Origin of the sequence: Nocardiopsis gilva YIM 90087, from assembly GCF_002263495.1 — a bacterium.
GTDB lineage: Bacteria > Actinomycetota > Actinomycetes > Streptosporangiales > Streptosporangiaceae > Nocardiopsis_C > Nocardiopsis_C gilva.
Genome location: NZ_CP022753.1, coordinates 3885303 through 3912242, shown reverse-complemented (window position 1 = coordinate 3912242; position 26940 = coordinate 3885303). Strand labels below are relative to the sequence as shown.

Below are 26940 nucleotides of genomic sequence, written 5' to 3'. Positions count from 1 at the left end.
GTCGCTCGACACACCTGTGTGCCGCTCCCGATGGGTAGCCAGTCGCGTCGCCATGGCTGATCATGGTCTGCAATGTCGCTACACGATCACTGAGAGCACACAGGAGGAACTCGTGGCCGAGACCTTGAGAAAAGGCACCCGCGTGACGGGCACCGAGCGCTCTGCGCTCGCGGATGACCTCAAGAGACGTTATGAGGACGGCGAGAGCATCCGTTCCCTGGCCGCCTCGACGGGGCGGTCCTATGGGTTCGTGCACCGTCTTCTCACGGAAGCCGGCGTGACTTTGCGTGGTCGTGGCGGTGCTACCCGTCGCGCCTGATCACGCGGTGATCGATCCTGGTTGGGGCGGCCCCCATCGGAGTTCGCCGGTGTCGGCGGACTAGGGTGGGCGACCGTCGAAGGTGAACCGAAGGCGTGCCCGGTCGGCCGGGCGCAGCGGATATGCGGAGGCAGGACATGGTGGAGACGGCACTCCCCTCGAAGGACGATCTGGCCGCGGCCGGGCTGCGGCTGGAGATCGAGGACGCGGTCGCGACGATCACCCTGTCCCGTCCCGAGCGCCGCAACGCCATGACAGGACGAACCTGGACGACTCTGGCCCATGTCGGCCACACGCTGCCCCCATCTGTCCGTATTGTTGTGATTGATGGTGAAGGATCAACCTTCTCCTCGGGCATCGACCTCGCCATGTTCTCCCCGGAGGGTGTCGAAGGAGAGACATCCGCCCTGACGAACATCGGGGACGACGCCGAGAGCCGGTCGGCTCTGGACGCGACGATCGCCGCGTACCAGGAGGGCTTCCTCTGGCTGCGCCGACCCGACATCGTGTCGATCGCGGCGGTGCGCGGCCACGCGATCGGTGCCGGGTTCCAGCTCGCCCTCTCCTGCGACCTGCGGGTGCTGGCCGACGACGCGCAGCTGTGCATGAAGGAGCCCGCGCTCGGGCTCGTCCCCGACCTCACCGGCACCAAGCCGCTGGTGGACATCGTCGGGGTGAGCCGCGCCATCGAGCTCTGCCTCACCGCGCGCAAGGTGGGCGCGGCCGAGGCGCGCGAGCTCCGGCTCGCCGAACTCGTGGTCGACGGCTCGGAACTGGAGTCGGCCGTGCAGGACCTGGTGGCGGCGCTGCTCGCCACCTCGCCCGAGGCCGCCGCCGCGACCAAGGAGCTGCTGCTCCAGGCCCCCCACAACAGCCTGGACGAGCAGATCGTGGCCGAGCGGCGGGCGCAGGCCGATCGGCTCAACGCTCTCGCCCGACAGCTCGGAGTCTGACACGGCGGGGCTGTGGCCGGGGCAGCCCCGGCCACAGCCCCGCCGGGCAGGGCGGGGAGGCGTGGATCACCCGGGAATTCGCCGGGCCGCGCCCCTGTTATGGGATGAGTTCTAGTACGCTGCATCAGGCGGTCACTTCATGCTGCGCGCATCCGGCGCGCCGGGCCGCTCGGCGCCGGGGGAGCTTTCCATCACCCCCGAGTCGCGTTTCCGGCGCGTTTGTGTGATTTCTTCGCTGTGCCCGTAGGGTTGCGGAGCCTTCCTCGAAACGCCGCCGATTGATGAGGAAGGTTTACGTCACTTGACGGACAATGAAGCATGCCCGCTTTTCGCTGACCTCGGCTTGCCCGAGGAAATCGTCGAGAAGCTGGCGCAGAACGGCGTGACCCAGCCGTTCCCGATCCAGGCCGCGACGATCCCCGACGCGCTCGCCGGACGCGACGTCCTCGGTTGCGGCCGCACCGGATCTGGCAAGACCCTGGCCTTCGGCCTCCCCCTGCTGGCACGCGCCGCCGAGAAGCGCGCCGCCCCGCGCCGCCCCCGCGGCCTCGTGCTGGTCCCCACCCGTGAGCTCGCGCACCAGGTGCGCGACGCCCTGCGTCTCTACGCCCAGGTGCTGGGTGCCCGCGTCGGCGACGTCGTGGGCGGCAGCTCCTACACCCGGCAGATCAACGAGCTGCGGCGCGGCGTCGACGTCCTTGTCGCCACGCCGGGCCGACTCAGCGACCTGATCGATCAGGGCGCCGTCGAGCTCGACGCCGTGGAGCTGTCCGTGCTCGACGAGGCCGACCAGATGTGCGACATGGGCTTCATGCCGCAGGTCAGCGAACTGCTCGACCAGGTGCAGGCCGGTAGCCAGACGCTGCTGTTCTCCGCGACGCTCGACGGCGACGTCGACAAGCTCGTGCGCCGCTACATGAACGAGCCCCGCACCCACTCCGTCGACCCGCCGGTTTCGCAGGTCACCACCATGGAGCACCACCTGCTCAAGGTGCTGCCCCGCGACAAGAACAAGATCACCACCCTGATCGCCGCCCGCGAGGGCCGCACCATCCTGTTCGTGCGCAGCAAGCACCGCGCCGACACCATCAGCGAGCAGCTGGTCAACGCGGGTGTCCCCGCAGCATCCCTGCACGGCGGCAAGACGCAGAGCGTGCGCACCAAGACGCTGGCCAAGTTCCGCGAGGGACGCATCCAGGCGCTCGTCGCCACCGACGTCGCGGCGCGCGGCATCCACGTCGACGGCATCGACATGGTGGTCAACGTCGACCTGCCCACCGGGCACAAGGACTACCTGCACCGCGGCGGCCGCACGGCGCGCGCCGGGGAGTCCGGCCTTGTCGTCTCCCTGGTCGCGCCGAACCAGCGCCGCCTGGCGCGCCGACTCCTCGGCGACGCCGGGGTGGACGCCCAGCAGCACATGGTCAACCCCGGCGACGAGCTGCTGTCCGAGATCACCGGGGCGCGCGAGCCCTCCTGGGAGCCGTGGATCGAGCCGCCGGAGCCCGAGCGCCCGCGCCGCGGCCGCGGCGGCCCGCGCGGCCGTCGCAACGGCTACGGTGGCCCGCGCGGCGACCGCCGCCGTCCGTCCGGTGACCGCGGGGGCCGCGACTTCGGTCGCGACCAGCGCGGCGACAACCGCGGCGGTGGCCGCCGTTTCGACGGTGAGCGCAGCCCGTCCGGTGACCGCGGGGCCGCGACTTCGGTCGCGACCGGCGCGATGACAACCGCGGCGGACGCCGGGGCGATGACCGGCGCGGTGGTGGGCGTTCCTCCTACCGCGGCGACCGCGACCGCAGGGACTTCAGCGCCCCGCGCGGCTGATCGCGTCTGATCACACCGCGATGGCCGCCTCTCCCCCGGGGGAGAGGCGGCCATCGTCGTTCGCGCTTCCGCAGCTGGAAATTGCGTGGGCGGCGGAGGAGTCCTGGGGTCACGGCGGCGGCCTGCTGTCCATGCAGTGTCCGGACCGGGCCTCGTCGGCGCGGGGCGGCACTGAGGGCGGTGGGGGCTGGGGGCGCCGGTCGTCCGGCGGGTGGGCGCACGGTGCCCCGGGGCGGGAAAACGCTCTCTGCGCCTTGGGAGGCGTGGGAGCGCGGATCCGGCCGAGCCGGTTGCCGCCCCCAGGACCAGCCGGAATGCCACCGTTCCGCTCCGCGTGAGGGCACTTCCGCTATGCGGGAGCTACCGGGCCTCTGCGCGATGATCATGGGAATTCTTCCGGAAAACGGCCGGAAATCGGAAGAATTCCCGTGATCATCGGCGAGAGGACGCCTCGGCTCCCGTATGGCGGAAGTGCTCTCACGTCCAGCGGAACAGCGGAATTCCGGTCCGACCGCCAGGCGCCCCGTCCCGCCCGCAAGCCAACAGGGGCGCCCCACCCCTGCTGTCGTCGGCGCCGCCCCACATCACGGGCCCCGGACGTTCCAGTGGTGAATGCCCCCAACGCCCGCCCGGCCCCGCCCCACTCGCCAGGGGGCCGGCGCCCCCAGCCCCCACCGCCGTCGGTGCTGCTTTTCACCACCGAACATCGGATCAGCCACACGCCGACAAGGCCGCCCAGCAGACCCCCGTCTCCGATCTGGGGGATATCCGTGGCGTCCCGTACGGCACGCCCGTGGCACGGACGGACACGAATGCGTATCAGCTACGCATCAGTAGCCCCCGCCAATGCGGACGAACGGGATATAGCGCGCAGATAGGTGTTATTGTCGTCATTCTGCGGGGCCACCGTGTCCTCACGCGTGTCGATATGGGGCAAAGCCACCCGTCGGCGCGAAGATGGACGCAACGGGGCCGGGATACCACCGGGCCGCCGATCCGTCGGCCGCCTCCTTGGCACAGGACCCACCGCAGACCGCCCGCATCGCGTTCACCCCGTCCGTGGGTGGAGTTCGCCGTGCCCTCTCGAAGGAGAAAGTCACCGCGTGGACGCACTGAACGACGGCATTGTCACGCTCAACGATGCCTTCTGGACCTTTCTGCTCATCCCGCTGTTGCTGGTGCTCGCGGTGTACTTCACCGTCCGCTCCGGCGTGGTGCAGCTCCGGCTGCTGCCCGAGATGTTCCGGGTCATCCGCAGCCAGCCCGGGATCGCCCCGGACGGCAAGAAGGAGATCTCCTCCTTCCAGGCCTTCGCCATCTCCGCGGCCGCGCGCGTCGGGACCGGGAACATCGTGGGCGTCGCCGTCGCCATCACGCTCGGCGGACCGGGCGCGGTCTTCTGGATGTGGCTGATGGCCATGGTCGTCGGCGCGGCCTCGTTCGTCGAGTCCACCCTGGCCCAGCTGTACAAGGTCCCCGTGTCGACCGGGTTCCGCGGCGGCCCCGCCTACTACATGCTGCACGGCCTCAAGCAGCGTTGGATGGGCGTCCTGTTCGCCGTCGTCATCACCGTGACCTTCGCCTTCGTCTTCAACTCGGTGCAGGCCAACAGCATCGCCGACTCCATCGTCGGCTCCGCCGACTCCCTCGGATTCACCACCGGGCACGGGCTGGAGATCGCCATCGGTGCCGCCCTCACCCTCGTCACCGGCCTGGTCATCTTCGGCGGCGTCCGGCGCATCGCGCACGTCGCCCAGACGCTCGTGCCGTTCATGGCCATCATCTACATCCTCCTCGGCCTGGTCGTCGTCGGGATGAACATCGAGCAGGTGCCGGCCATCCTCTCCGACATCGTCGCCAGCGCCTTCGGCCTCAAGGAGTTCGTGACCGGTGGCCTCGTCGCCGCGATCATGAACGGCATGCGCCGCGGCATGTTCTCCAACGAGGCGGGTATGGGATCGGCCCCCAACGCGGGCGCGACCGCCTCCGTCACCCACCCGGTCAAGCAGGGCCTGGTCCAGACGCTCGGCGTCTACTTCGACACGCTGCTCGTCTGCTCCGTCACCGCCTTCATCGTGCTGATGTCCGACCCGACCTACGGCGAAGACGCCGGAATCGCCGTGACGCAGGGAGCCCTGGCCGCCAACCTCGGCAGCTGGTCCGTGCACGCCCTGACGATCATCATGTTCCTGCTGTCCTTCACCTCCGTGCTGGGCAACTACTACTACGGCGAGTCCAACCTGGCCTTCCTGTCGGCCAAGCCCGGGGTCATGACCGGCTACCGGGTCCTGGTCCTGGTCATGGTCTTCTTCGGCTCGTTCGCGCCGCTGCAGCTGGTGTGGAACATGGCCGACGTGTCCATGGGCGTCATGGCGACGATCAACCTGATCGCCCTCGCGCCATTGTGCGGGATCGCGTTCATCCTGCTCAGGGACTACACCGACCAGCGCCGCCGGGGGATCGACCCCGTGTTCAGCCGCGACAACTACCCGCAGCTCACCGGCGTCCAGTGCTGGGGCAGCGAATCGGACGAGTACGGAAGCCCGGCCACGCGCTCCTGACAGCGTCGCCGCAACCGATGAGCGAGGGGGAGCGGGGCTCCCCCTCGTGTCGTGTGCGCGCGTCGTGTCACAAATGAAAACGATTTCCGGTATGGTGCCTCGCGAGCGATCCGACGACTGACGGAGTATCACCGTGCCCGAAAGGCCGCCGGGAAGCGCATCCGCTACCCCCTCCTCTCTCGGCGACTCCCTGGTCAGTGGCTGGGACACACACGACGACGTCCTCCCGCCCTCTGACTGGGGGCGCCCCAAGGGCCCACGGCGTACGGCGACCGTGTGGATGTTCGCCGTATTCATCTCGGCGCTGACCCTGGGCAACGCCTGGCTCTCCGACCGGCTCACCAGCGAGGCGTTCCTCGCCTGGGCCACCATCTTCACCGCGATCAGCCTGCAGGCGCTGCCGTTCCTGGTGTTCGGTGTCGCGCTGTCCGCAGCGCTGACCGCCTTCGTGCCGCCGTCCTTCTACCAGCGCGTCATGCCCCGCAGTCCGGCGGCGGGGGTTCCCGCCGCCGGACTGGCCGGTGGGCTGCTGCCCGGCTGTGAGTGCGCGTCGGTGCCGATCGCCGGAAGCCTCATCAGGCGTGGTATCGCGCCCGCTGTCGCGCTGACCTTTCTTCTGGCGGCCCCCGCGATCAACCCCGTTGTCATGGTGGCGACCGCCGTCGCGTTCGCCGGGCAGCCGGAGATGGTGGCGGCACGGTTCGTCGCCTCCCTGGGCGCGGCCGTCGTCGTCGGCTGGTTCTGGGTCCGTTTCGGCAAGGCCGACTGGTTGCGCCTGCCGCAGCGGAACCACGATCCGTCCGTCTCCAAGTGGGTGGTGTTCCGCGACTCGATGGTCCACGACCTTATGCACGCGGGCGGCTACCTGGTGGTGGGCGGTATCGCGGCGGCCAGCCTGAACGTGCTTGTGCCGCGTGAGTGGCTGCTGACCGTCGCCGGGATGCCGGTGGTGTCGGTACTCGTCCTGGCGCTGCTGGCGATCCTGCTGTCCATCTGCTCGGAGGCCGACGCGTTCGTCGCGGTCAGCCTCACCGACTTCTCTCCCACGGCCAAGCTCGCCTTCATGGTCGTCGGCCCGATGGTCGACCTGAAGCTCATCGCGATGCAGGCCGGTACGTTCGGCTGGGGGTTCGTGGCGCGCTTCGTGCCGCTGTGCCTGGTCGTGGCGCTCGCCCTCAGCTTCCTGATCGGAGGACTGCTGTAGTGAACCGGATCGCACAGGGACTCGTGCTGGTGCTGCTGGGTGCAGCCGCCCTGAGCAGCACCGTCGTTTCCGACCTCTACCTCAACTACGTCCAGGCCTACTTCAGGTTCTTCCTCATCGGGGCCGGTGTGATGCTGGTCCTGCTCGGCGCCTGGCTTGTCATCGCCGAGGTTCGCACCGCCGCCGCGCAGGACGATGCGGGCGCAGACCACGAGCCGGCCTCGGCCTGCGCCGGGGGAGGTGACGGGGACTGCCATGACCACTCCCGCGCTCCGGGGGTGGCCTGGCTGCTCCTGTTGCCGGTGATCTCGGTGTTCGTCATCGCCCCGCCCGCGCTGGGGTCCTACACCGCCAGCCAGTCGTCGTCCGCGGCGCCCACGTCCGCGACGACCGAGGCCGAAGAGGGCCGCTACGACGACGCCCTGGCGGAGACCGACCCCTCGGAGCCCGCGAAGCTCAAGCTGCAGGAATTCGTCCTGCGCGCCTGGACCGACGAGGAACGCGCGATGGCCGGACGCCCCATCGAGCTGACCGGGTTCGTCGTCCCCCATCCGGAGGGCGAGGGCTGGTACCTGGCCCGGCTCCAGATCTCGTGCTGCGCGGCCGACGCGGTCGTGAACCGGGTGCTGATCACCGACGTCGATGAGACACCGGAGAAGGACAGCTGGTGGACAGTGCGCGGCACCTGGGTGGAACCCGAAGGTGAGCTGCAGTCCGTCCGCGACCACCGCTTCTCGGTGGACAACATGACCGAGGTCGACAACCCGCCCGACCCCTACGAGTAGTCCGGATTTGAGCGCGGGAACGGCGCGGCGCCGCCCTCCAAGCGGGAGAGGGCGGCGCCGGCCCTGGTGGGAGCGGGATCAGAAGTTGAAGACGCCGGCGGCCTCGACCCCCACGAGGCAGGGGTTGCCGAACGTCCGCGCGTGGTGCACGGCCTCGCCCTCCCATACGCCGAAGACCTCCATGGGCACCGGCCGGTACTCCAGCGTGCACGTCCCCTTCCGCGGCGGGATGTCCTCGAGTCGGCCGGAGGCCTCGCGGATGGCCTTGCAGGCCTCCTTGGCGTCGGGGTGGTCGCCGCCGGCGGGGCCGCAGGTCAGGCGTCCCACGTAGTCGCGTGCGACGGAGGCCTTGCCCATGAGGGCCGCCTGCCCGTCGCCGCGGAAGAAGTGCAGGACCGCGGTTGGGCGCTTGGGGATGTTGTCCGGCGCTCCGGCGGTAGCGGGGGCGGCGGAGGCCGGTACGAGGCCCCCGGCGAGGGCGAACGCCGCGAGGGCGCTCGCAAGGGAGCGCTTGCGCATGGTCTGTCTCCTGAGGTGAACCAGTCGATGGTGTAGTCACTAAAAGTAATTGAGTAACAACTTTAAGTGCTCAGTCTGTGATGTCGCTGGATTCCCCGGGGAGTGTCGGCCGTGCAGGTCGCCGGGTGGGGCTGTGCGCGGGGCGCTGGCATCGTTGTAAGATAACGATAATCATTTTCAATACCGAAAGTCGAGGTGCCCCAGATGCCCCAGGCCCTGCCTGCCCGGGTGGTCCTTGTGGCCGGGCTGCACGGCGCGGCCCGGTCCGCCGCCGTCGACCAGCTGCTCCACGCCGACCCCCGGGCGATCGCCATCCACCACGACCTCAGCCGCATCGCCGACGGCGAGGTGCAGCGCGTGACACGCGACCGCTGGGGCGAGGTCGACCGGACCCGGGTCGACCTGGTCCACGCCTGTGTGTCCTGCACACTGCGCGAGGACCTGATCCCCCTGCTGTGCGAACTGGCCGAGCGCGGCGAGCACTCCACCTACATCGTCGAGGCCTGGGACGGCGTCGAGCCCCGCCCCATCGCCGAGGCGCTGACGGGGACCGTCGTCAACCGCCGCCCGGTGGCCCACTGGCTGCGCCTCTCCTCGGTCATCACCGTCGTCGCCGCCGACCGGCTGATCGCCGACCTGTCCACCACGGAGGACATGGTCGACCGCGGTCTCGCCGTCGCGGAGGAGGACGACCGGACCGTCGCCGAAGTGCTCGCCGAGCAGATCGAGTACCCGACCGCCCTCGCCCTGCACGGCGGCGACCGCGACCCCGAGGTACGCGAGCAGTGCACCGCCGTGCTCGTCCAGCTCAACCCGGCCGCCGCCGTCGTCCCCACCGAGCGGGCCACGCTGCACGCGCTCACCAACGGCGGCTTCGACCCCCTGGCGGCGGCCGCGCGCACCGACCCGACCGCCGCCCAGCCACCGGAGCGCTGCGAGATGGGCAGCGTCCGCACCGTCACCTGGCGGCGCTCCCGCCCCATGCACCCCGGGCGACTGCACGCCGCGCTGGACGACGTCGTCGCGGTCTCACTGCGCAGCCGCGGCCGGTTCTGGCTGGCCAGTCACCCCGACACCATGCTGGTCTGGGACGCCGCCGGGGCGTCGCTGGCCATGCAGCCCGCCGGTCCGTGGCTGGCCGCGCTGCCCGACGCCGCCTGGGAGCTCGTCCCCGATCACCGCAAGGCCGCCGCCACCCTCGACTGGGTCCCCGAATGCGGCGACCGGTGCCAGTGCATCTCCTTCACCGGGGTCGGTCTCGACACCGACCGCCTGGTCGAGGTCCTCGACTCCTGCCTGCTCACCGAGGAGGAGATCGCCGACACCTCGCTCACCTTCGACCGCGCCGACGACCCGTTCGCCGAGCTGCTGGACGCGACGTCCTGACGGGCTGACCGCGTCGCCGCCGACCTGACGACCCCACCCGCAACACACAGGAAGGACACCCCCGTATGCCGTCCCCACGCCGCAGGCCGCAGCCCTCGCGCAGGTTCGCCAACCCGCTGCACAACGTCGACTACATCGACTACAAGGACGTCGATCTGCTCCGCAAGTTCATCTCCGACAAGGGCAAGATCCGCAGCCGCCGCGTCACCCGCGTCACCGCCCGCCAGCAGCGCCTGATCGCCGCCGCCATCAAGAACGCCCGCGAGATGGCGCTGCTGCCCTATCCCAACGGCGACCGGCCCGACAGCGCGCGGAGCTGACACGGTGCGCGCCTCGCACGGGCGGCCGGGAGGGGGAGAAGCCCATCCGGCCGCCCGACGCCCAGCCGGGGCACCCCTGGTCCTCGGGGCCTGGACCGCGCCCGGTCACTCGCGCCGTGCCGAGGGCCGCAGGCGAGGGGCGCCCGGCGTGGCGCTCGCTGGTTGCCAGCGTGTGGGCACACGGCGGGTAACGTCGTTATCAGACGTTGACTGGGCGATCGGGAAATCTTTTCTCTCACGCTGAGTTCGCCACGTTCGCCTCTTCCGCGGGTCGGTGGGGCGGCATCGGGACGACCCGAACCAGGGGAGGGGCTGCCAGTGCAGGGAGGCGACTCCGCCATGCCCAGGGACGTCTCCGGCGGCCACGATCGCGGCTCCCGCTCGATCCGGTCGCGCGTGACCGCCGCGGCGGTCGTCGTGATCGGAGCCGTCCTCGTCCTGGCCATCACGGCGGCGTCGCTGCTCACCCGGGACGCCATTCAGCGCGACCTGTCCGACCACACCGCCGCGGCGGCGCGTCATGTCGTGGAACTCTCCATGCAGCGGCGTTTCGACGGCCCTATCCCGGCCCAGGGCGGTGTCACGCGCCTGCAGATCGTCGACGAGGACGGCCGCGTGGTCGCGGCGAGCGCGACGGTGCAGGGCTACGCTCCGCTGACCCGTGTCCGGCCGGAGCACGGCGACTTCCGGATCGACACCACGGTGTGCCGGACCGGCGCTGCCGTCGCCGGGTGCCTGACGGTGGTCGGCTTCCGCGAGCAGAACAGTAGCTACGGCGATGTGATGGTCTACGCGGCGGCACGGCAACCCGCGCTGCTGTCGGGGCTCATGCTGGAGCTCATCCTGGTGGTGCTCGGGCTGGTCATCCTGGCCGTGGTCGGGTGGGTGACCTGGTGGGGCGTCGGCCGGACGCTGCGCCCCGTGGAGACCATCCGGGCCGACCTGGAGCGGCTCACCGCCTCAGAGCTCGGCCACCGCCTGTCCGTGCCCGACACGGGCGACGAGATCGCCGGCCTGGCGCGCACCGCCAACGCGACGCTCGACCGGTTGGAGACGGCGATGAAGCGTCAGGCCCGCTTCGTCTCCGACGCCTCACACGAACTGCGCAACCCGATCGCCGGACTGCGCGTTCGCCTGGAGCTCCAGCTCTCCGAGCCCGAGTGCGGAGAGGCGGCCGAGACGCTGCGCGGCGCGCTCGTGGACGTCGAGCGGTTGGAGGGGATCGTGAACGACCTGCTCGAACTGGCCCGTCTGGACGCCGATGTCAGCTGCGCTCGGGAATCGATCGACCTGGCCGAACTCGCGGCGGGGGAGGTGCGCGGCAGGGTGACGGCCAAGGAGGTGACGACGGCGCTCGCCCCCGACGTCGTCGTCGCGGGCAACCGGCTGCGGCTGGCCCGCCTCCTGGTCAACCTGCTCGCCAACGCCGAGCGGCACGCCCAGAACCGCATCCTCGTCACGGTGGGCGCCGAGGGCGATGACGCCGTCGTGCGGGTCCACGATGACGGGCACGGCATCGCCCCCGGGGACCGCGAGCAGATCTTCGAGCGCTTTTCCCGCCTCGCCGAATCCCGCCGCCGCGATCCGGGCGGCAGCGGCCTGGGTCTGGCGATCGCCCGCGAGGTCGCCGTCGCGCACGGCGGCCACATCGACGCGGGCGAGAGCCCGGAGCTGGGCGGTGCGGTGTTCACTCTGCGGTTGCCGCGCGCCTGACCTGCGGCGCCATGCGGGGGCTGGGACCCGGTGAGAATGGGCGGGGCGGGGTTTGTCGCGGATGTCGGAATGGGGAATGTACAGGGCAAAGGTGTCAGGGTGTCAGTCGAGGGGGGAAGGATGCCCGACGACAGAACCGATGACCTGGGAAACGACCTGCAGGAATCGGAGATCAACCTCTACCAGAGGTACATCGACGACCCGCCTGAAGAGGAATTGGTCATCGAGGAGGCCGAGATCGGCCACGAGCTCGGGATCTCTGAGGAGGTCGCCGAGGAGGTGCCGCCGTCGGCGGCCGACGAGGAAGAAGAGGACGAGGAGCTTCCGGCACCGCGGGAGTCGACAGAAAGCGGCGCCCTGCACGTCGAATCATGACGGGAGGAGCGCGCCACGACCCCACGTCCACGCTTCCCATGCCCCCAGGGGGTGGCGCACCACCGGGCGAGCGGTGGTGCGCCGGAGCCACGGATCAGGCCGACCCCGTCCACGAGTTCCCCACAGGGTTCCTCAACCGAGGAGGCCCCGGGCGATGACGTCCTCGCGCAGGGTGCGCGCGATGTCCTCGGTGTCGCCGAGGTGCCCGGCGTGCTCGGTGCGGCGGCGGACCTCGAGGCGGACCGCCTCGATGACGGCGTCGGACAGCAGGGCATCGGCCAGCTGCTCGGCCACGAGCGCCTCGCGCCACCGGCGCAGGTCATCCAGTCGGCCGTCCTCGACGGCCTCGCGGGTCAGGTGGAACAGCAGGTCGAGGGTCTCCTGCGCGTCCTCGGCATCGAGCAGGTCCACGTCGAGGACGAGTCCGCTGCCACGCGTCTCCGCGGTTCCGACGTGGTGCACCTGCCACCTGCGGCCGTTGGTCAGCAGCACCCATTCCACGCCGTCCTCGCCGGCCTGCGACTTCGCCGGGCGCAGACTCCGGTGGTCGAGCTCCTGGCCGCAGTGCTTCACTTCGACGAACGCGAACACCCGGTCGTCGAGCAGGATTCCATAATCGATGGACTCCCCGGAGGTGCGGTATTCCGTCGTCAGCTCGCCGTACTTGCTGTAATTGAGCCCTTCGCTGAGGAAATCCGCGACCAACATCCGCGTATCGCCCTCGTTGGCATCCCGCGCGATCAGGTCGGACAGGGGGCCGGAGAAACGGTGTACGCCCGCGGCGAGCCGCGCCCGGACCTCCGCTTCCCACTGCGGTGTGGAGGCTCCTTCGAAAGTGAATTCCCCGGTCCTGGTCATTACCTGGGTCGAGTCCGCATCCATTATGCTATTAATTTCCGTTCCATCAGATACCGCCCGCTGCGGCACTCAGCCGAAAAGCCACGCCGAATCAAAAAGATAACTCTCACCGGGGGTGCCTGGCAAAACGATCGACGGTGCCCGCGCACACACGTGGCCGGAATTGGCCGCGGACGCGTCCGGCCCGGACTCCAGGACGGGGCGGAGTCCGGGCCGGGGCGGCGTGCCGCGGGGGAGGCCCGGCGGCATGAGGAGGAAGCGGAGCGGCGGTTACCAGCTCGCCTTGCGGATGCCGGGAAGCTCGCCCCGGTGGGCCATCTCGCGGAACCGGATACGAGAGACCCCCGCCTTGCGGAGGTAACCGCGGGGGCGGCCGTCGACGGAGTCGCGGTTGCGCAGCCGCGTCCGGCTGGCGTCGCGCGGCTGCCGGTTCAGCTCGAGGACCGCCTCGGCGCGCGTCCGAGGGTCGGTGTCGGGGTGCTTGATGATCCGCTTGAGCTCGGCGCGGCGCTGGGCGTACTTGGCGACGACCAGGGCGCGCTGTTCGTTGCGGGCGGTCTTGCTCTTCTTCGCCATGGCTCAGGCCCGCTTCCCGCGCGCGCGGATGTCGGCGACGACGCGCTCGATTCCGCGCTTGTCGATCACCTTCATCCCCTTGGCGCTCACCCGAAGCCTGACGTAGCGCTGCTCGCTGGGCAGCCAGTAGCGCTTGCTCTGGATATTGGGGTCGAAGCGGCGCTTGGTGCGCTGATGGGAGTGCGAGACGTTGTTGCCGGAGGCCGGGTGCTTGCCCGTGACCTGGCAGACGCGCGACATGACTGACTGTCTCCTCGGTCGGTGTCGTGATGAGGAGAGCAGCTTACACGAAATGAAAACCGTTTTCATTCTGGGTGGGGGGAGGCGAAGCGCGTCACCGCGTCACGGTCGCTCGTTCACCACCACGGCGTGCGGAAGTCGGCCTTGCAGGGCTTGGCGGTGTCCTTGAGGACGCAGGCCTGGAACGCCCGGTCCTTCGACTTCGCCGTGGGGTACCCGGGGGTGTACTGGCGGTCGCCGAGGCGCACGTAGCGGGCGTCGTCCCACCGCCGATCGCCGTCGAGGTCGACATCCAGAGTGAGATGGTGGTCGGGGTCGGCCGGATCCTCCACCCACGCCCACGCGTACTCGATACCGAGATAGGTGCCGTAGGCCATGTGGATGGTCCCGGACTCGGTCTTCTTGGTGGAGGCGACCTTGCCGTCCTTGATGAGGGCCGGGTCGTACAGCCACGGGTCGTGCTTCGGTTTCTCGTCCTTCGGTTTCTCGTCCTTCGGCTTGTCGCTCTTCGGCTTGTCATCCTTCGGCTTCTCGTCCTGCGGGTCGTCGTTCTTTGGATCGTCGTTTTTCGGGTCTTTCGGGTCGTCGTTGTCGTCCCGATGCTCCGGTCCGCCGCGCACCTGCGGGCCGGCATCGGCCGCTGCGGCGCCGAGCAGCGTGAGCGCCATGACGGCCCCGGCCCCGGCCGCCGCGATCCGTCGGGCGAGAGCTCCGGTGGGTTGCATTCGTCGTCTTCCCCGTTCTCCGTGGGTGTGCGTCCGTCCGCACGTCGAGCCGAGCGCCGGAAAAGGGAATCTCCGAGCCAGCATGCCCGGTGAAGGTTTCCGACATCGATGAGATTACGCTGCGTATGCGGATGGCCCCGGGAGGGAGTGACGGGGTGTCGCGCGCCTCGGTCGGGTCGGCCGGGGCGTTGGCTAGCGTTGGTGCGCCGGTTCTCGTGATCAATGGAGGCGGACGTGGTCGACGGGCAGAGCGGGGCAGGGCACGGAGCCGCGAGCGGCGACGGGGGAGGGGACGGGCCCGAGCCGGAGCACGAGCCGCGCGGATCGGCTGCCTCGGAAGGAGAGCCGGGGCACGTCCCGGCAGACCGGCGGAGCGGGGAACCCTCAGGGCCTGACGCGTCCCACGATGCGCCGTCGGCCGACAGCGCCCCCGTCGACACGGGTCCGGGGCGCCTCAACTTCTTCATGCTCGGCTTCACCGGCGCGCTGGGTGTGTTCGCCGCGTGGCTGCTCTTCCAAGCGCTCGTCGGTGCCCGCGACATCGTCATCTACATCCTGGTGGCGCTGTTCATCGCCGTGGGGCTGAACCCGATCGTCGAATCGCTGCGAAAGCGGCGGATCCCGCGCTGGGGCGCCATCCTTATCATCTGCGTCGCCCTCATCGCGTTCGTCGCCGCCTTCATCTGGGCGATCGTGCCACCGCTGACGCAGCAGGTCGGGGACTTCATCTCGCGGGTGCCCCATTACGCGACCCAGCTCCAGGACAACCGGCTGATGGCCGACCTGGACGAGCGGTTCGGGCTGCTGGCGAGGTTCCAATCCTTCATCACCGACCCCAACTTCGGGCAGCAGGTGTTCGGCGGGGTGTTCGGCATCGGCCAGGCGGTGCTCAACTCGCTCATCGCCACGTTCACCGTGCTCGTCCTGACCCTGTTCTTCATGGCCTCGCTGCCCGGCATCGCCGAGGTCGGCTACCGGTTGGTGCCGCGCTCGCGCCGCGCCGGCGTGCGTGAACTGGGTGACGAGATCATCGAGCGCATCGGGTCCTACATCGGCGGTCAGCTGCTCATCGCACTGATCAGCGGGATCGTGGCCCTGGTGTTCCTGGTGATCATCGGCTCCGACTACGCCCTCACCCTCGCGCTGATCGTCGCGGTCACCGCGCTCATCCCGCTCATCGGCACCACGCTGGGGGCGCTCGCCGCGACGATCGCGGTGGGGGTCGGCGATCCCGTCCTCGGCCTGGTGACGCTGGTGTTCTTCCTCGTGTACCAGCAGATCGAGAGCTATGTGATCTCCCCGCGCATCATGCGGCACGCGGTCGACGTAGCGCCAACGGCGACGATCACCGCCGCTCTGCTCGGCGGCGCCGTCCTGGGGCTCGTCGGCGCGCTCATCGCCATTCCGGTGGCCGCCGCCGTGACGCTGGTGCTGAAGAAGGTCGTCTTCCCGCGGCTCGAGGAGAGGTAGCGCCATCGGGCGGCGATGCGAGCCCCGAGCGGCCGGTCGCCGGGGTCGTGTCGGCGTGTCCAGGAGGAGTGGACCGTGTCGGAGCGAGGGCCGGAATCCGGCCAATGAGGGGTTTGTCGCGTTTCTGTGGGTTGACACCACATGTATCGGGAGCGAAGACTGTCGAGCGGCTGGTTAGGTAAGCGTAACCTTAGTAAGGTTTGCTTGGCCTTTGTCGCCCGAAAGGACCCCAGTGACCTCCATGCAGCAGCCCGTGTCCACCGATGCCCGGATCGGCGTCGGCCATGGACCATCCGACGGTGCGGTGCACGCCGCCGAGTACGTCGACGCCATCGACCCCCGGACAACCCGCGTCCGATGACCGTCACCGTGACCGAGGCGTGCCCGACCGACGATGACGATGAGGCGTCGATTCTGGCGTTCGGCGTGGACGCCGCCACCCACCGGGCCATCCGCCGGGCCGCAGAGGACCACGGCGTCAGCCCGTCCGTGTTCCTGCGGACCGCCATCGCCATCCTGCTGCACCGCATGGACGCGACCGCGGATCGCCCCACCACCTTGCCGCGGCCGTACCGCGTCGACCTCTCCGGCGATCCCACCTCGCGCGAAGCCCTGGCGCGGGCCCGTGCCGCCGATCTCGCCGGGCGCCTCAGCGCAGAGACGACCCCACCGCTCTCCCTCCGCCGCCTGCTGCGCCCCCTGGGGCAGGGGGAGGGCCCCGGCCCGGCGGAACGGCTCAAGCAGGTTCTGGTCCCCATGCTCGTCGCACCCGACCTGCCGATCAGCGAGATCGAGGTGCTGACCGACGCCGAGTGCCAACGCCGACGCCAACGCCAACACAGTCCCGACGCCGCAGCGGACCGACCCGCGGCCCCGAATCCCGATGCGCCGACCCCCGCCCCCGGTCCAACGGTCACCCTGCACGAGGCCGGGTGGGGACGCAGGGAACCGGCCCGGGACCAGCGCATCCCTCTCTCGACGGAGCAGCGCGGTGTGTGGGCGCTCGGACGGATGCGCGGCCAGCGGGAGCCCGACAACGGATGGTGGGTGGTACGGCTCCGCGGCGCCCTCGACATCGACGCCCTGCGCTCGGCCGCGCGCGACGTGGTCGGCCTGCACGAGCCCCTGCGCACCCGCTACCCGGAGCGGGACGGGGAGCCCTGCCAGGAGGTCCTGGACGCGGATGCCGTCCGCGATCCTCTCGACGTCGTCGATGCCGTCGACCGCGATGTGGAGGCGCTTCTGGCCGACGCCGTCCGCCGCCCCTTCGACCTCCAGGCGGAGCCGCCGTTCCGGATGGTCCTGTTCACGGTCGCCCCCGGCGAGTACGTGCTTCTCCACCTCTTCCACCGCATCGCCGTCGACCCGGCGTCCCAGGGGCCGTTCCTGTGGGACCTGCAGGCCGCCTACACCGCCCGGCGCGCGGGCACGGCACCGACCTGGCCGCCACTGCCCCTGCGGTACGCGGACCACGCGGTGCGGCAGCGCGCGCTGCTCGGCGCGGACGACCCCCGCGGCAGGGCCGCTCGACGCCGCGCGTTCTGGACACGGGAACTGGCCGACCTCCCCGAGACCATCGCCCTGCCCACGATCCCCTCCACCGTCCCCGGCAGCGGCGGTCACCCGCAGGACACCGCACCCCCGGCCCGCTCCCCGGCCACACGCACCGACACAGTCGGCGTCGTTCGCACCGAAATCCCGACCGCCCTGGCCCGGAGCCTGCCCACCTTCGCCCGCGACCACGGCTCGACACCGGCGACGGTGATCCGCGCCGCCGTGGCCGTCCTGCTGCACCGGCTCGGCGCGGGAGAGGACATCCCCCTCACCGCGCTGATCACCGATCGCGCGGACGAGGCACTCGGCGACGCGGTGGGGATGTTCCAGCGGCCCGTCGTCCTGCGTGCCGGTCTCTCCGGCACGCCCTGCTTCGGCGATGTCGTGGACCGGGTCCAGACGGTCGCACGCACGGCCCGCGCCCACGCCGACCTTCCGCTCGACCAGGTGGCCGACGCGAGCGCCCCCACCCCGGCCGGTGCCCCGCACCGCGCGCCCCTGCTCCAAGTGACGGTGTCGCACGCGACCCGGCCGGAGCGTCCGCGCCGCCTCTTCGGCCTGGACACCGTCATCGACGATGACGGCAGCTCCGCCGCCCTCGGAGAACTGGAATTCGCGGTCGTCGACGAACCGGAGGAGGGCCGGTCGATTCTGACCCTGCGATACGCGGCGGACCGGTTCGACCGCTCCGCCGCCGACACGATCGTCGCGCGCCTGCTGCGGCTGCTGTCCCAGTGCATCGCCCACCCCCGCCGCCCGATCGGCGACCTGGAGGCCACGCCCGGCGAGAAACGCCAGGACAGCGGGCGTTCGGCCGTCATCCTCATCCTGCCCGAGCGATCGCCGTCGGTCGCGGGCGGCGCGTCCCGCCCCGCGCGCGTCGGCGGGGCCGCGCGCGACGCCGGCATCGCTGCCGTTCACCGTGGTACACCCCACCCCACCTGGAGGTTCACATGAACAGCGCTCCCTACCGGGAGGACACCCCAGGCACCGGGCTCGCCGTCCTCCCCTTCGCCGTGGACACCGAGCTCACGATCGCCGAGATCGACGAACGCGTCGAACAGCTGGAGCGCGACCTCACCGCGCACGGTGCCGGTCCGGGAACCGAGGTGGCGGTCGCCCTGCCGCGCTCGCCCGGCCTCGTCCTGGCCCTGGTCGCCGTGATGCGGACGGGCGCCGCTCACCTCGCCCTCGACCTGGAGCATCCGGACCGCATGGCCCGCGCGCTGGCCGATTCCGCCCCGGTGTGCGCGGTATGCGCCCCTGACGCGGCTGACCGGCTCACGTCCCTGGTTAGGGCCGGGAACCACGGGCGGAACAACAACGCTGTGTCCGGCGTTCGACCTGCCAGCAGGCAGTAGAACGGCACCCCGGTGGTGCGCCCACGGCGCGGTAGGGGCCATGATGGAGGAGTTCACGGGACCCTTCGGGGCCTGTAGTCCCTTGCATCACACAGCTGAGGATGAAGCACGTGCGTCGCACACTGTTCAACGGAAAGATCCACCGTGCCACGGTGACCCAGGCCGACCTGCACTACGTCGGCTCCATCACCATCGACGCCGACCTCCTGGAGGCGGCCGACATCGTCGAGGGCGAGCAGGTGCATGTGGTCGACATCGACAACGGCAACCGTCTCGTGACCTACACCATCAGCGGCGAGCGCGGCAGCGGCGTGATCGGGATCAACGGCGCGGCGGCGCACCTGGTCAACCCGGGCGACCTCGTGATCATCATGTCCTACGTCGAGGTCGACGAAGCGGAGCGCGCCCAGCACACCCCCAAGGTCGTCCACGTCGACGCCGACAACCGCATCGTCCGCCTCGGCGACGACCCCGCCGAACCGGTCCCCGGTTCCGGTCTCGTCTCCGGCGCCGCGACCACCGAACACCCGCGCGAGCGCGTCTGAACCCGCTGCGACCAGCGACAACACCACGGCGGTCGGCGCACCTCAGGCAAGGCGCCGGCCGCCACTGGTGCCAAGCGTCCGCCCGATGACCACATCCGGCCCGGTGGACAGGTGAGCACGCGGGTGGGCGTGCGGGTATGCACCCATCGCGATGAACGGTGAGGACTCAGACCAGCGGCAGGTCGCGGCGCACATCGAGTGGCAGAAGCAGGGCATGTGGCTGGTTCTGTGGGGGTATTACACCCGCCGTTACTGGGCCTACGCCCGCTGGCCGGTCCCGACCGGTGGGGTGGTTGTCTCGGCACCCGACCCCGATGGGCTGTACGCGGAGATGCGGCGTATGGAGCGTGAACACGACTTCCTCCGCTGGCGTTATGGGAACGGGTGATCTCCGCCGAAGTGTGCGACGTCCGCGTCATCCCCGGGTCAAGAGGTTCCTCTCGATCGCGAAAACACGCTTCCGCATACGGTGTGGTTGGTGCCCGTGGTGGTTATGGTGCGGGATGGGTACCCGCCGGGTCCCGAAGTGAACCGCTGGGGCGCGGGATCCGTCGGGTCGACGAGGGGTGTTCCGCATGACCCACCAACCGCCGCCCGGGGAACCTCCGGGCGGGAACCATCCTGGGCCGCCGCCTCCCGGCGGTCCATCCTCGGATGGTCCGCCCGACGGCTCGGGGCAGCCGCAGCAGCCCAGCCCGAGGCCGTGGGGCAGGATCCTCGGCCTCGGCTGCGTCGTGGCCGTCGTGCTCGCGCTCTTCGTGGCGGGCTGCGTCGTCGTCCTGATCAGCATCGGCGAGGACACCATCGAGCCGGGGATCGAGTACACCCCCGAGGGGCCGCTGCCGACCGGGGCGACTACCGGCGCCATCGGCGACCCCGTCGTCTCCGGGCACCTGCGGATGACGGTGACGGGTGTGCAGACCCGGGTGCTGAGCGTCGGTACGGACCCCCTGCGGAAGGACGCCGAGGGCCAGTACATCATCGTGAACGTCACCGTGAAGAACCTCGGGGATACGCCGACCAGGTTCGAGGGTCCCGGGCAGGTGCTGATCGGGAGCGACGGCGAGCGCTACGCCAACGACCCCCAGGCCGAGATCTACCTCGGTAACCAGGAGAAGTTCTTCCAGCGGATCCAACCGGACGACTCCGTGAGCGGACGGCTGGTCTACGACATCCCCAAGGATGTGAAGCCGGAGCAGCTGGAGATGAAGGACCTGCTCTCTCCGGACCCGCCGGTGATGGTCGACTTGACCCGCTGACGCCCGCGGTGCGGTGCGCTAGGGCGCCAGCGCCGGGTTGCGGATCCACTCCTGCAGCTCGACGCGGCGGTCGGCGTCGCACTTGAGCGGGCAGGTGGTGCAGAACCCGTGCTCGGGGTCGTCCTTGTAATCGAAGCAGCAGGTCCCGCGCACGGCCCAGGTGCCGCGCGGGTGGTTGTCCCAGAACGGGAAGAGCCGGGGCCGGGCGCGCGTCACTGCGCCCGCCTCGATCAGGGCATCGCCGAGCCGAGCCGCGCGCTGCCAGGCCTCCTCGGCATCCTGACCCAGGAACCGGGCGGGGTTGAGCATGTAGAAGTGCACGATGTCGAGGACCCAGCCCCACAGCGTGCGAAGACCGACGCGGGTGTGGGCGTGGACGGCGTCGATGATCGGGGTGAAGGTCCGGACCAGGTGCTCTGCGGCCAGCCGCTCCAGCTCGGCCTCGTCCTGGACGACGACGGTGTCGGGGTGTCCCACGGCGGGGTCGTCGGGGGTGATGGCGACCCGCGGGCTGGTGATGGTGGGCGTGCCGAAGGTCCCGCTGGAGGACCAGGGGAACCAGAGGTGCTCGGCGTCCAGCAGTGCGGCGCGGCCGGTGAGGTAGAAGCCGGCGGAGACCAGGAAGATCGGTTCGCGCAGCAGCGCACGCAGGAAGTGGGTGGCGGCGGGCAGCTTGTGGCCTGGGCCGTGGTGAGCGATGAGCTGGTCGAACAGCGGTCCGACCGCGCCGTCGGCGACCATCAGGTCCGTGCGGTACCAGTGCTCGTTCCCCGGGTGCTCCCGCACGGAGGAGATCCGCTCGGTCCGGATGTCGGGCAGCGGCGCGAACTTCAGCGGCGCACAGGCATCGACCACCGCCTGGAGTGGCGCTTGCGTCATGGTCATACGGATGCGTCGACCTTTCTGCGCGGATGCCCTGCGGAAGGCACTGCAGTCCTGCGGGAAGACTCCGGAACGTCCCAGAGGCGGGGAAGAGGACGGGAACAACATGCCGACCGACCCCCGTGCTGAGGTCGACACCCGTCGTGTATTAGATGAGGCTACCCTAAGGTCGATCGCTGGGGCAATGGGCGCGCGGATTCCGCGAAACCGACGTTCGCCGTGGTCAGCACGGGTGCGCCGAGCTCCATGGCGCCCTACTCGAACTCCGTTCGGTAAATCGGACAGAAAGTTGTATATTTCTCAAACGAGTTCGTAGTTCCCCTGCGAGGCCACCGCGTCTCGCGAGGTCGCCCTGCACGGAAGGCGTCCCCGGGGCTGCGTTCCGACACCCCCGCACCACAGGGTTCGTCTGGCGTGGCCGAATGCTGTCGCATGCCGTGCTATACGCGCGTACCCGTGGGTCGGGTCCAGCCACACGCGACCACAGGGGAAGGAAGGCGTAACCCGTTGCGCACACACCCCAGAGGGCTGCTCACCCTCGCCGGCACCGAACTCAATGAGCGCATCTCCTTCTACGGAATGCGCGCCATCCTCGTCCTCTTCCTGGGGGCGGCCATCGCCGATGGCGGCATGGGCCTGGGAACCGGCACCGCCACCGCCATCGTCGGCCTGTACCTGGCGCTGAGCTACTTCACCACACTGCCCGGCGGATGGATCGCCGACCGCGTCCTCGGTGAGCGCCGCACCGTCCTGGTGGGCGGGATCATCATCATGCTCGGCCACATCTCCCTGGCCATCCAGATCAGCGACCTGTTTGTGTGGGGCGGGCTGATGCTGGTCTGCCTGGGCACCGGCTTCCTCAAGCCGAACGTCACCTCCATGGTCGGCAGGCTCTACGTCGACGACACCGACGCCCGCCGCGACGCCGGTTACTCGCTCTACTACATGGCCATCAACATCGGCTCGGCCATCGGCCTCTTCGCCGTCGGCTACATCGGCGAGAAGGTCTCCTGGCACATCGGCTTCGGCGTCGCCGCCCTCGGCATGGCCCTCGGCCTGATCTCCTACGTCCTGGGGCAAAAGAGCCTGGGCGACGCGGGCAAGGTGCCGGGACAGCCGCTGTCCGCCGCCGAGCGGAACAAGATGATCACGTGGGTGGCCATCGGCATCGTGGTGGTGGTCGCCGCCGCCACGGCGTCCGTGGCTACCGGCACCTTCAGCATCGACAGGGTCACCTACGTGCTGACGGCGCTCGCGGTCATCGTCCCGATCCTCTACTTCATCAACATGTTCGTGTTCAAGCGCGACCAGATCGTGGGCGAGGAGCGCACCAAGCTCACGGCCTTCCTGTGGCTCTTCATCGCCTCGGCCGTGTTCTGGATGATCTTCGACCAGGCGGCCGGTCCGCTCACGCTGTTCGCCAAGCACGACGTCGACCTGAACCTGCTCGGATTCCAGGTCCCGGCCGGATGGACGCAGGCGGCCAACCCGGTCATGGTCATCCTGTTCTCCGGTGTCTTCGCGCTCGTGTGGACGAAGCTCGGCAACCGCGTCAGCACCGCCGCGAAGTTCAGCTTCGCGCTGGTCGTGGCCGGTCTCTCCTTCGTCCTCATGTCGGCCGCCAGCGCCGCCACCGACGGCGGCACCGTCAAGGTCAGCCTGTTCTGGCTGCTCGGGGTCTACCTCCTGATGACCATCGCCGAGCTCTGCCTCAGCCCGGTCGGCCTGTCGATGACCTCCAAGCTCGCACCCAAGGCCTTCGCCGGGCAGATGATGGGGATGTTCTTCCTGTCCATCTCGGCGGGCGACGCTGTCGGCGCCCAGGTCAGCCGGTTGGAGCCGGTCCTGGGCGGCACCTACTACCTGGTGCTCGGCCTGCTTGCCGTGGTCTGCGGCATCGCCCTGAGCCTGTTCGTCGGCAAGCTGCGCGTGCTCATGGGCGAGCACAAGACCGACGCGGGCGCGCCCGAGCACCAGCCCAGCGCTTAGTTCGGCGGTCCCGCGCGAGCATGGCGCGGGCCCGACAGAACGAAGCCCGGGACCGGCGGACAACCGGCCCCGGGCTTCCGGTGTCTGACGGGCAGCAGGCGTCGGGAAACAGCGTGTTCCCGTCAGTGGGCCACCACAACCCAGGGTCGCGGTGCACCGGCGAGGTAGTCGTGGATGAGTGCGCTGTAGGGGAGCTCCATCAAGCCCTCCTGAGGGGATCACCGGCTTTAGCCGGTGGGAGAATCAGGTGCCCCGCGTAGCGGGACAAGGAAAGCCGTCTTGTCGCTAGGCGAGACGGCGTTTGTCGCACCGACCCGCTAACTTGTCGGACGTCGGAACACCCCGGGTCGAAGAAGAAGGAGGCAGACGCATGAACCGCGCCTACAAGTTCCTTCTTCGGCCTACGAAGCGGCAGCAAGCGGTATTGACTCAGATGCTGCGTGACCACTGCTCGCTGTATAACGGCGCCTTGCAGGAACGCCGCGACGCCTACGCCCACGCCTCGAAAACCAAGATCAAGTACGGCAATCAGTCTGCGCAGCTCAAAGATATTCGGGCGTTCGACCCCGAACGGCAGGGGCGCTGGTCGTTCTCCTCCCAGCAAGCCACGCTGCGCAGGCTGGACGAGGCGTTCCAAGCGTTCTTCCGACGCGTGAAAGCCGGTCAGAAGCCGGGATACCCGAGATTCAAGGGTGCCGGGCACTTCGACACCGTGGTTTTCCCCAAGGACGGCGACGGGTGCCGGTGGGACTCCACACCCAACGACCCGGTGACCCGCGTGCGCCTTCAGGGTGTCGGTCACGTCCGGGTTCACCAGCATCGGTCGGTCAAGGGCCATGTGAAGACGATCAGCGTCAAGCGTGAGGGTGCGCGCTGGTACGTGGTGCTGGCGTGCGACCGGGTTCCCGTCGAACAGTTGGAGCCCACGGGGCGTGTGGCCGGTGTCGACATGGGGGTGGCGTCGTTCCTGACCACCTCCGAGGGCGAACACGTCGACAACCCGAGGTTCCTCACCTCCTGCGCTGAGAAGCTGGCCGCCGCGCAACGCGACCTCGACAAGTTTCCGAAACGGGTCAAGGCGAGGAACCGTACCCGCAAGCACCGCAAGGCGCAGGAACGGGTGTCGAAGCTGTATGCGAAGGTTCGCAGGCAGCGCCTTGATCATCACCACAAGACCGCGTTGGACCTGGTTCGCAGGTTCGACGCGATCGCACACGAACGCCTGAACATCGCGGGCATGACCAAGAGCCCGGCGCCCAAACCCGACGGCGAGGGTGGGCACCTGCCCAACGGTGCCGCCGCGAAGGCCGGGCTGAACCGAAGCGTCTTGGATGCGGGTTGGGGGGTGTTCTTGGAAATTCTCGCGTACAAGGCTGGAAGCGCCGGTCGTGAGTTGATCCCGGTGGACGCCCGCAACACATCGCGCACCTGCCCGCGCGAAGCATGCGGGCACACCAGTGCGGACAACCGCAAGACACAGGAAAAGTTTCGCTGCATGCGGTGCGGCTACACAGAGCACGCCGACCGCGTGGGCGCGTTGAACGTTGGTATCAGGGCCGGGCTGGTCCTTCCTGTCGCCTGAGATGAGACAGGAGAAGCCCGCCGCTTTAGCGGTGGGAGGAGTCACTCTCTCCACGACCTGTCACCGGCCTCGACCACCCGGTCGGCCCGTCGCCGGAACGATGCCACCGCCGCGGCCTACGCCAGGCCCGTGCTCAGCATTATCCGTCGTGCGCCGACGGATGAACCCCGTGGCCTCAGACGCATCGCACGGATCGGACCAAGGTGTGATGATCTCATAGGTGGGCCGGGTTCGGGTGTCGGCCTGCGAGGCGAACCGGTGATCTGCGACCCCCGGCTGGCATGGTCCGGTCCCACGTTCTTCCCAGGCTCCGATGACGACCTCCGCCGGGCAGTTCCGCGCGGCCGTGATCGGTGCTTCTATGCCCCGGGTCAGCTTCCCTCCCCGGGATGCTCGTCGACATCCGCGGTGATCGCCGACCGCAGCTGGGCCTCGCTCAGGCCCCGCACCGTGGACAGGTCGACGCCCCACAGGTCGGCGTCCTTGAGATCGGCGCCCACCAGGTTGGCGTGGTCGAGGGTGGCGCCTACCAGATCCGCGCGCTGGAGATGGGCGCCCACCAGATCGGCCCGGTCCAGGTGGGCGTCGACCATGTTCGCGTGTTCGAGGTGGGCGCCGACGAGGTAGGCGTCCTCCAGGTGGGCGCCGCCGAGGTTCCCCCGTTCGAGGTGCGCCCCCCGCAGATTGGCGTGTTCCATGTGCGCGCCCAGTTGGTTGGCGTCCTCCAGGTGGGCGTCGACCAGGTAGGAGTGCTCCAGGTGCGTGTCCACCAGATTGGCGTGGGAGAGGTGGGCGCGGCGCAGATTGGCGTGTTCCAGGTGGGTCCCCACCAGGTACGCGCGTTCGAGGTGGGCGCCCAGCAGGCGGGCGTGCTCCAGGTGTGCGCCCACCAGGTTGCTGTCTTCGAGGTGCGCCCCCCACAAGTCCGCGCGGCGGAGTTGCGCACCCCCCAGGTAGGCGTCCTCCAGGCGGGCGCCCCACAGGTCGGCATGTTCCAGGTGGGCGCGTCTCAGGTTGGCGTGCTGGAGATGCGCCCGTCTCAGGTTCGCGTCCTCCAGGTGCGCACCCCGCAGGTCGGCGTGCTCGAGGTGGGCACCGCGCAGATCCACCTGTTCGAGGTGGGCGCCGCGCAGGTCCGCACCGCGCAGGTTGGTCGTGCCCAGATCGACCCGGTTCCGCTCCGGGCGCCGGGGTCTCCGGGCGATCACGGTCAGCGCCGTCTGGATATCGGTTGCCGGGCGCTTGCGCGCCTGCGCTTCGTCGGGAGGATCCACGGTGCCGGCGGGAGGGTGCATCCACCGCCCCAGATCCCGCACCGGCGGAGCCTCCTCCTCGTCTTCAGCGGGGGCGTTCTCCCGGATGAAGGCCGACAGGACCTCGACGACCGTCGAGTGGTCCCGCTCCGACTCCCGCATGATGTGCTCCAGCGCGTACATCCCCCCGATGCGTTCGGCGAGCTTGTCCGACGCCAGGTTGCCGATCGCCGAGGTGTAGCGCTCGGTGATCTGCCCCCGCCGGTTCAGCCGATAGTTGACCACCGCGAACGCCAGCGCCGAGAGCGCCGCGGTGCCGCCCACCGACTGCAGCACGGTCCTGCGCACATGGTTGAGCGCCACCGCCTGCTGCTCGTCGGGCAACCGGTGCACGACCGGGCCGGCTACCCAGTGCGTCACCGGCCCGAGAAGTATCGCCAGCACCACACCGACGAGCGCCGCACAGATCGGGGCCGCCAACCAGACCCCGTACCGCATGGTCCACGCCACCTCTGCATCGCCCCGCCCCACAGTCCTCCCCATGCTGTAATTCCAGCACTACGGACGGTGCACCGTCTGTGAAACGGCCGCCAACGTCGGGGCTGCCACGCGCCGGGCCGGAACGCGCGCCACCGGCCGTAACGGCGCCGGGTGCCCTGGCTCCGAGAACGCGCGCTGACCAGGCCG

The 26940-nt window shown here is 69.7% G+C and carries 24 protein-coding genes and 1 pseudogene; 18 read left to right on the top strand and 7 right to left on the bottom strand.

Translation table 11 applies throughout. The features are described 5' to 3' along the window. Positions 1-112: 112 nt before the first annotated feature. The 6 genes and pseudogenes from CDO52_RS17755 to CDO52_RS17730 all read left to right on the top strand — a co-directional run bounded on the left by CDO52_RS17755 (position 113) and on the right by CDO52_RS17730 (position 7646). Positions 113-319, top strand: coding sequence for a helix-turn-helix domain-containing protein (locus CDO52_RS17755; RefSeq protein ID WP_033299892.1), 207 nt, complete (start codon positions 113-115; stop codon positions 317-319). 137 nt (positions 320-456) lie between these two features. Continuing rightward, positions 457-1272, top strand: coding sequence for an enoyl-CoA hydratase/isomerase family protein (locus tag CDO52_RS17750; protein ID WP_094932544.1), 816 nt, complete (start codon positions 457-459; stop codon positions 1270-1272). Between the two features lie 301 nt (positions 1273-1573). Further along, positions 1574-3096: pseudogene (locus tag CDO52_RS17745) on the top strand (DEAD/DEAH box helicase). Positions 3097-4199: 1103 nt separating this feature from the next. Then, positions 4200-5657 carry an alanine/glycine:cation symporter family protein gene (locus tag CDO52_RS17740; protein WP_017618297.1) on the top strand — a complete coding sequence of 486 codons (1458 nt, stop codon included), beginning with the start codon at positions 4200-4202 and terminating at the stop codon, positions 5655-5657. 133 nt (positions 5658-5790) lie between these two features. Continuing rightward, positions 5791-6861 (top strand): permease, encoded by a 1071-nt coding sequence (locus CDO52_RS17735; protein ID WP_026125731.1) that lies wholly within the window; start codon positions 5791-5793, stop codon positions 6859-6861. Beyond that, positions 6861-7646 (top strand): TIGR03943 family putative permease subunit, encoded by a 786-nt coding sequence (locus CDO52_RS17730; RefSeq protein ID WP_017618299.1) that lies wholly within the window; start codon positions 6861-6863, stop codon positions 7644-7646. The genes CDO52_RS17735 and CDO52_RS17730 overlap by 1 nt, the downstream gene beginning before the upstream one ends. Positions 7647-7724: 78 nt before the next feature. Here the strand turns inward: CDO52_RS17730 and CDO52_RS28835 are convergent, their stop codons facing one another. Then, positions 7725-8165 (bottom strand): SSI family serine proteinase inhibitor, encoded by a 441-nt coding sequence (locus CDO52_RS28835; RefSeq protein ID WP_017618300.1) that lies wholly within the window; start codon positions 8163-8165, stop codon positions 7725-7727. A 204-nt stretch (positions 8166-8369) separates the two neighbouring features. Here CDO52_RS28835 and CDO52_RS17720 point away from each other — a divergent pair, with 204 nt between their 5' ends. The 4 genes from CDO52_RS17720 to CDO52_RS17705 all read left to right on the top strand — a co-directional run bounded on the left by CDO52_RS17720 (position 8370) and on the right by CDO52_RS17705 (position 11959). Beyond that, complete coding sequence (locus CDO52_RS17720) at positions 8370-9551, top strand: CobW family GTP-binding protein (protein ID WP_017618301.1); 1182 nt, start codon at positions 8370-8372, stop codon at positions 9549-9551. 65 nt (positions 9552-9616) lie between these two features. Next, a complete protein-coding gene (rpsR, locus tag CDO52_RS17715) occupies positions 9617-9871 on the top strand; it encodes a 30S ribosomal protein S18 (protein WP_017618302.1) in 255 nt (84 codons plus the stop codon). Between the two features lie 339 nt (positions 9872-10210). Then, positions 10211-11584 (top strand): sensor histidine kinase, encoded by a 1374-nt coding sequence (locus tag CDO52_RS17710; protein ID WP_051060709.1) that lies wholly within the window; start codon positions 10211-10213, stop codon positions 11582-11584. A 120-nt stretch (positions 11585-11704) separates the two neighbouring features. Further along, complete coding sequence (locus tag CDO52_RS17705) at positions 11705-11959, top strand: hypothetical protein (protein WP_017618304.1); 255 nt, start codon at positions 11705-11707, stop codon at positions 11957-11959. A gap of 132 nt (positions 11960-12091) precedes the next feature. Here CDO52_RS17705 and CDO52_RS17700 read toward each other — a convergent pair whose 3' ends face one another. From CDO52_RS17700 to CDO52_RS17685, 4 genes are all read right to left on the bottom strand, one after another. Beyond that, the gene (locus tag CDO52_RS17700; RefSeq protein ID WP_017618305.1) at positions 12092-12817 is read right to left on the bottom strand and encodes a hypothetical protein; all 726 of its coding nucleotides are present in this window, start codon (positions 12815-12817) and stop codon (positions 12092-12094) included. Positions 12818-13087: 270 nt separating this feature from the next. After that, on the bottom strand, positions 13088-13393 hold the full coding sequence (gene rpsN, locus CDO52_RS17695) for a 30S ribosomal protein S14 (protein ID WP_017618306.1): 306 nt from the start codon (positions 13391-13393) through the stop codon (positions 13088-13090). Positions 13394-13396: 3 nt separating this feature from the next. Beyond that, a complete protein-coding gene (gene rpmB, locus CDO52_RS17690) occupies positions 13397-13633 on the bottom strand; it encodes a 50S ribosomal protein L28 (RefSeq protein WP_017618307.1) in 237 nt (78 codons plus the stop codon). A 116-nt stretch (positions 13634-13749) separates the two neighbouring features. Beyond that, entirely contained in the window at positions 13750-14358 is a 609-nt protein-coding gene (locus CDO52_RS17685; RefSeq protein WP_051060708.1) for a hypothetical protein, read from the bottom strand. 234 nt (positions 14359-14592) lie between these two features. On the opposite strand from CDO52_RS17685, the gene CDO52_RS17680 reads away from it, so the two are divergent. The 6 genes from CDO52_RS17680 to CDO52_RS17655 all read left to right on the top strand — a co-directional run bounded on the left by CDO52_RS17680 (position 14593) and on the right by CDO52_RS17655 (position 20547). Continuing rightward, on the top strand, positions 14593-15828 hold the full coding sequence (locus CDO52_RS17680) for an AI-2E family transporter (protein WP_017618308.1): 1236 nt from the start codon (positions 14593-14595) through the stop codon (positions 15826-15828). Between the two features lie 357 nt (positions 15829-16185). Beyond that, a complete protein-coding gene (locus tag CDO52_RS17675) occupies positions 16186-18339 on the top strand; it encodes a condensation domain-containing protein (protein WP_017618310.1) in 2154 nt (717 codons plus the stop codon). Next, positions 18336-18743 (top strand): AMP-binding protein, encoded by a 408-nt coding sequence (locus CDO52_RS17670; protein ID WP_017618311.1) that lies wholly within the window; start codon positions 18336-18338, stop codon positions 18741-18743. The genes CDO52_RS17675 and CDO52_RS17670 overlap by 4 nt, the downstream gene beginning before the upstream one ends. 110 nt (positions 18744-18853) lie before the next feature. After that, positions 18854-19288, top strand: a complete 435-nt coding sequence (gene panD / locus CDO52_RS17665) for an aspartate 1-decarboxylase (RefSeq protein ID WP_017618312.1) — start codon at positions 18854-18856, stop codon at positions 19286-19288. A gap of 151 nt (positions 19289-19439) precedes the next feature. Next, the gene (locus CDO52_RS17660; protein ID WP_017618313.1) at positions 19440-19676 is read left to right on the top strand and encodes a hypothetical protein; all 237 of its coding nucleotides are present in this window, start codon (positions 19440-19442) and stop codon (positions 19674-19676) included. Between the two features lie 187 nt (positions 19677-19863). After that, the gene (locus tag CDO52_RS17655; RefSeq protein WP_083919817.1) at positions 19864-20547 is read left to right on the top strand and encodes a DUF4352 domain-containing protein; all 684 of its coding nucleotides are present in this window, start codon (positions 19864-19866) and stop codon (positions 20545-20547) included. An 18-nt stretch (positions 20548-20565) separates the two neighbouring features. Here CDO52_RS17655 and CDO52_RS17650 read toward each other — a convergent pair whose 3' ends face one another. Then, complete coding sequence (locus tag CDO52_RS17650; RefSeq protein WP_026125734.1) at positions 20566-21426, bottom strand: (2Fe-2S)-binding protein; 861 nt, start codon at positions 21424-21426, stop codon at positions 20566-20568. A 510-nt stretch (positions 21427-21936) separates the two neighbouring features. On the opposite strand from CDO52_RS17650, the gene CDO52_RS17645 reads away from it, so the two are divergent. Both CDO52_RS17645 and CDO52_RS17640 read left to right on the top strand, forming a co-directional pair. Beyond that, positions 21937-23418 carry a peptide MFS transporter gene (locus CDO52_RS17645; RefSeq protein ID WP_232524242.1) on the top strand — a complete coding sequence of 494 codons (1482 nt, stop codon included), beginning with the start codon at positions 21937-21939 and terminating at the stop codon, positions 23416-23418. A gap of 370 nt (positions 23419-23788) precedes the next feature. Beyond that, on the top strand, positions 23789-25000 hold the full coding sequence (locus tag CDO52_RS17640; protein ID WP_026125735.1) for an RNA-guided endonuclease InsQ/TnpB family protein: 1212 nt from the start codon (positions 23789-23791) through the stop codon (positions 24998-25000). Between the two features lie 371 nt (positions 25001-25371). Here CDO52_RS17640 and CDO52_RS17635 read toward each other — a convergent pair whose 3' ends face one another. After that, on the bottom strand, positions 25372-26751 hold the full coding sequence (locus tag CDO52_RS17635) for a pentapeptide repeat-containing protein (protein ID WP_157745629.1): 1380 nt from the start codon (positions 26749-26751) through the stop codon (positions 25372-25374). Positions 26752-26940 lie beyond the last annotated feature (189 nt).

Coding starts and splice junctions, on each gene's coding strand:
- CDO52_RS17750 (WP_094932544.1), top strand. CDS start 457: ATGGTGGAGACGGCACTCCCCTCGAAGGACGATCTGGCCGCGGCCGGG.
- CDO52_RS28835 (WP_017618300.1), bottom strand. CDS start 8,165: ATGCGCAAGCGCTCCCTTGCGAGCGCCCTCGCGGCGTTCGCCCTCGCC.
- CDO52_RS17720 (WP_017618301.1), top strand. CDS start 8,370: ATGCCCCAGGCCCTGCCTGCCCGGGTGGTCCTTGTGGCCGGGCTGCAC.
- rpsR (WP_017618302.1), top strand. CDS start 9,617: ATGCCGTCCCCACGCCGCAGGCCGCAGCCCTCGCGCAGGTTCGCCAAC.
- CDO52_RS17710 (WP_051060709.1), top strand. CDS start 10,211: ATGCCCAGGGACGTCTCCGGCGGCCACGATCGCGGCTCCCGCTCGATC.
- CDO52_RS17705 (WP_017618304.1), top strand. CDS start 11,705: ATGCCCGACGACAGAACCGATGACCTGGGAAACGACCTGCAGGAATCG.
- CDO52_RS17700 (WP_017618305.1), bottom strand. CDS start 12,817: ATGACCAGGACCGGGGAATTCACTTTCGAAGGAGCCTCCACACCGCAG.
- rpsN (WP_017618306.1), bottom strand. CDS start 13,393: ATGGCGAAGAAGAGCAAGACCGCCCGCAACGAACAGCGCGCCCTGGTC.
- rpmB (WP_017618307.1), bottom strand. CDS start 13,633: ATGTCGCGCGTCTGCCAGGTCACGGGCAAGCACCCGGCCTCCGGCAAC.
- CDO52_RS17685 (WP_051060708.1), bottom strand. CDS start 14,358: ATGCAACCCACCGGAGCTCTCGCCCGACGGATCGCGGCGGCCGGGGCC.
- CDO52_RS17675 (WP_017618310.1), top strand. CDS start 16,186: ATGACCGTCACCGTGACCGAGGCGTGCCCGACCGACGATGACGATGAG.
- CDO52_RS17670 (WP_017618311.1), top strand. CDS start 18,336: ATGAACAGCGCTCCCTACCGGGAGGACACCCCAGGCACCGGGCTCGCC.
- CDO52_RS17660 (WP_017618313.1), top strand. CDS start 19,440: ATGAACGGTGAGGACTCAGACCAGCGGCAGGTCGCGGCGCACATCGAG.
- CDO52_RS17655 (WP_083919817.1), top strand. CDS start 19,864: ATGACCCACCAACCGCCGCCCGGGGAACCTCCGGGCGGGAACCATCCT.
- CDO52_RS17650 (WP_026125734.1), bottom strand. CDS start 21,426: ATGACGCAAGCGCCACTCCAGGCGGTGGTCGATGCCTGTGCGCCGCTG.
- CDO52_RS17640 (WP_026125735.1), top strand. CDS start 23,789: ATGAACCGCGCCTACAAGTTCCTTCTTCGGCCTACGAAGCGGCAGCAA.
- CDO52_RS17635 (WP_157745629.1), bottom strand. CDS start 26,751: ATGCGGTACGGGGTCTGGTTGGCGGCCCCGATCTGTGCGGCGCTCGTC.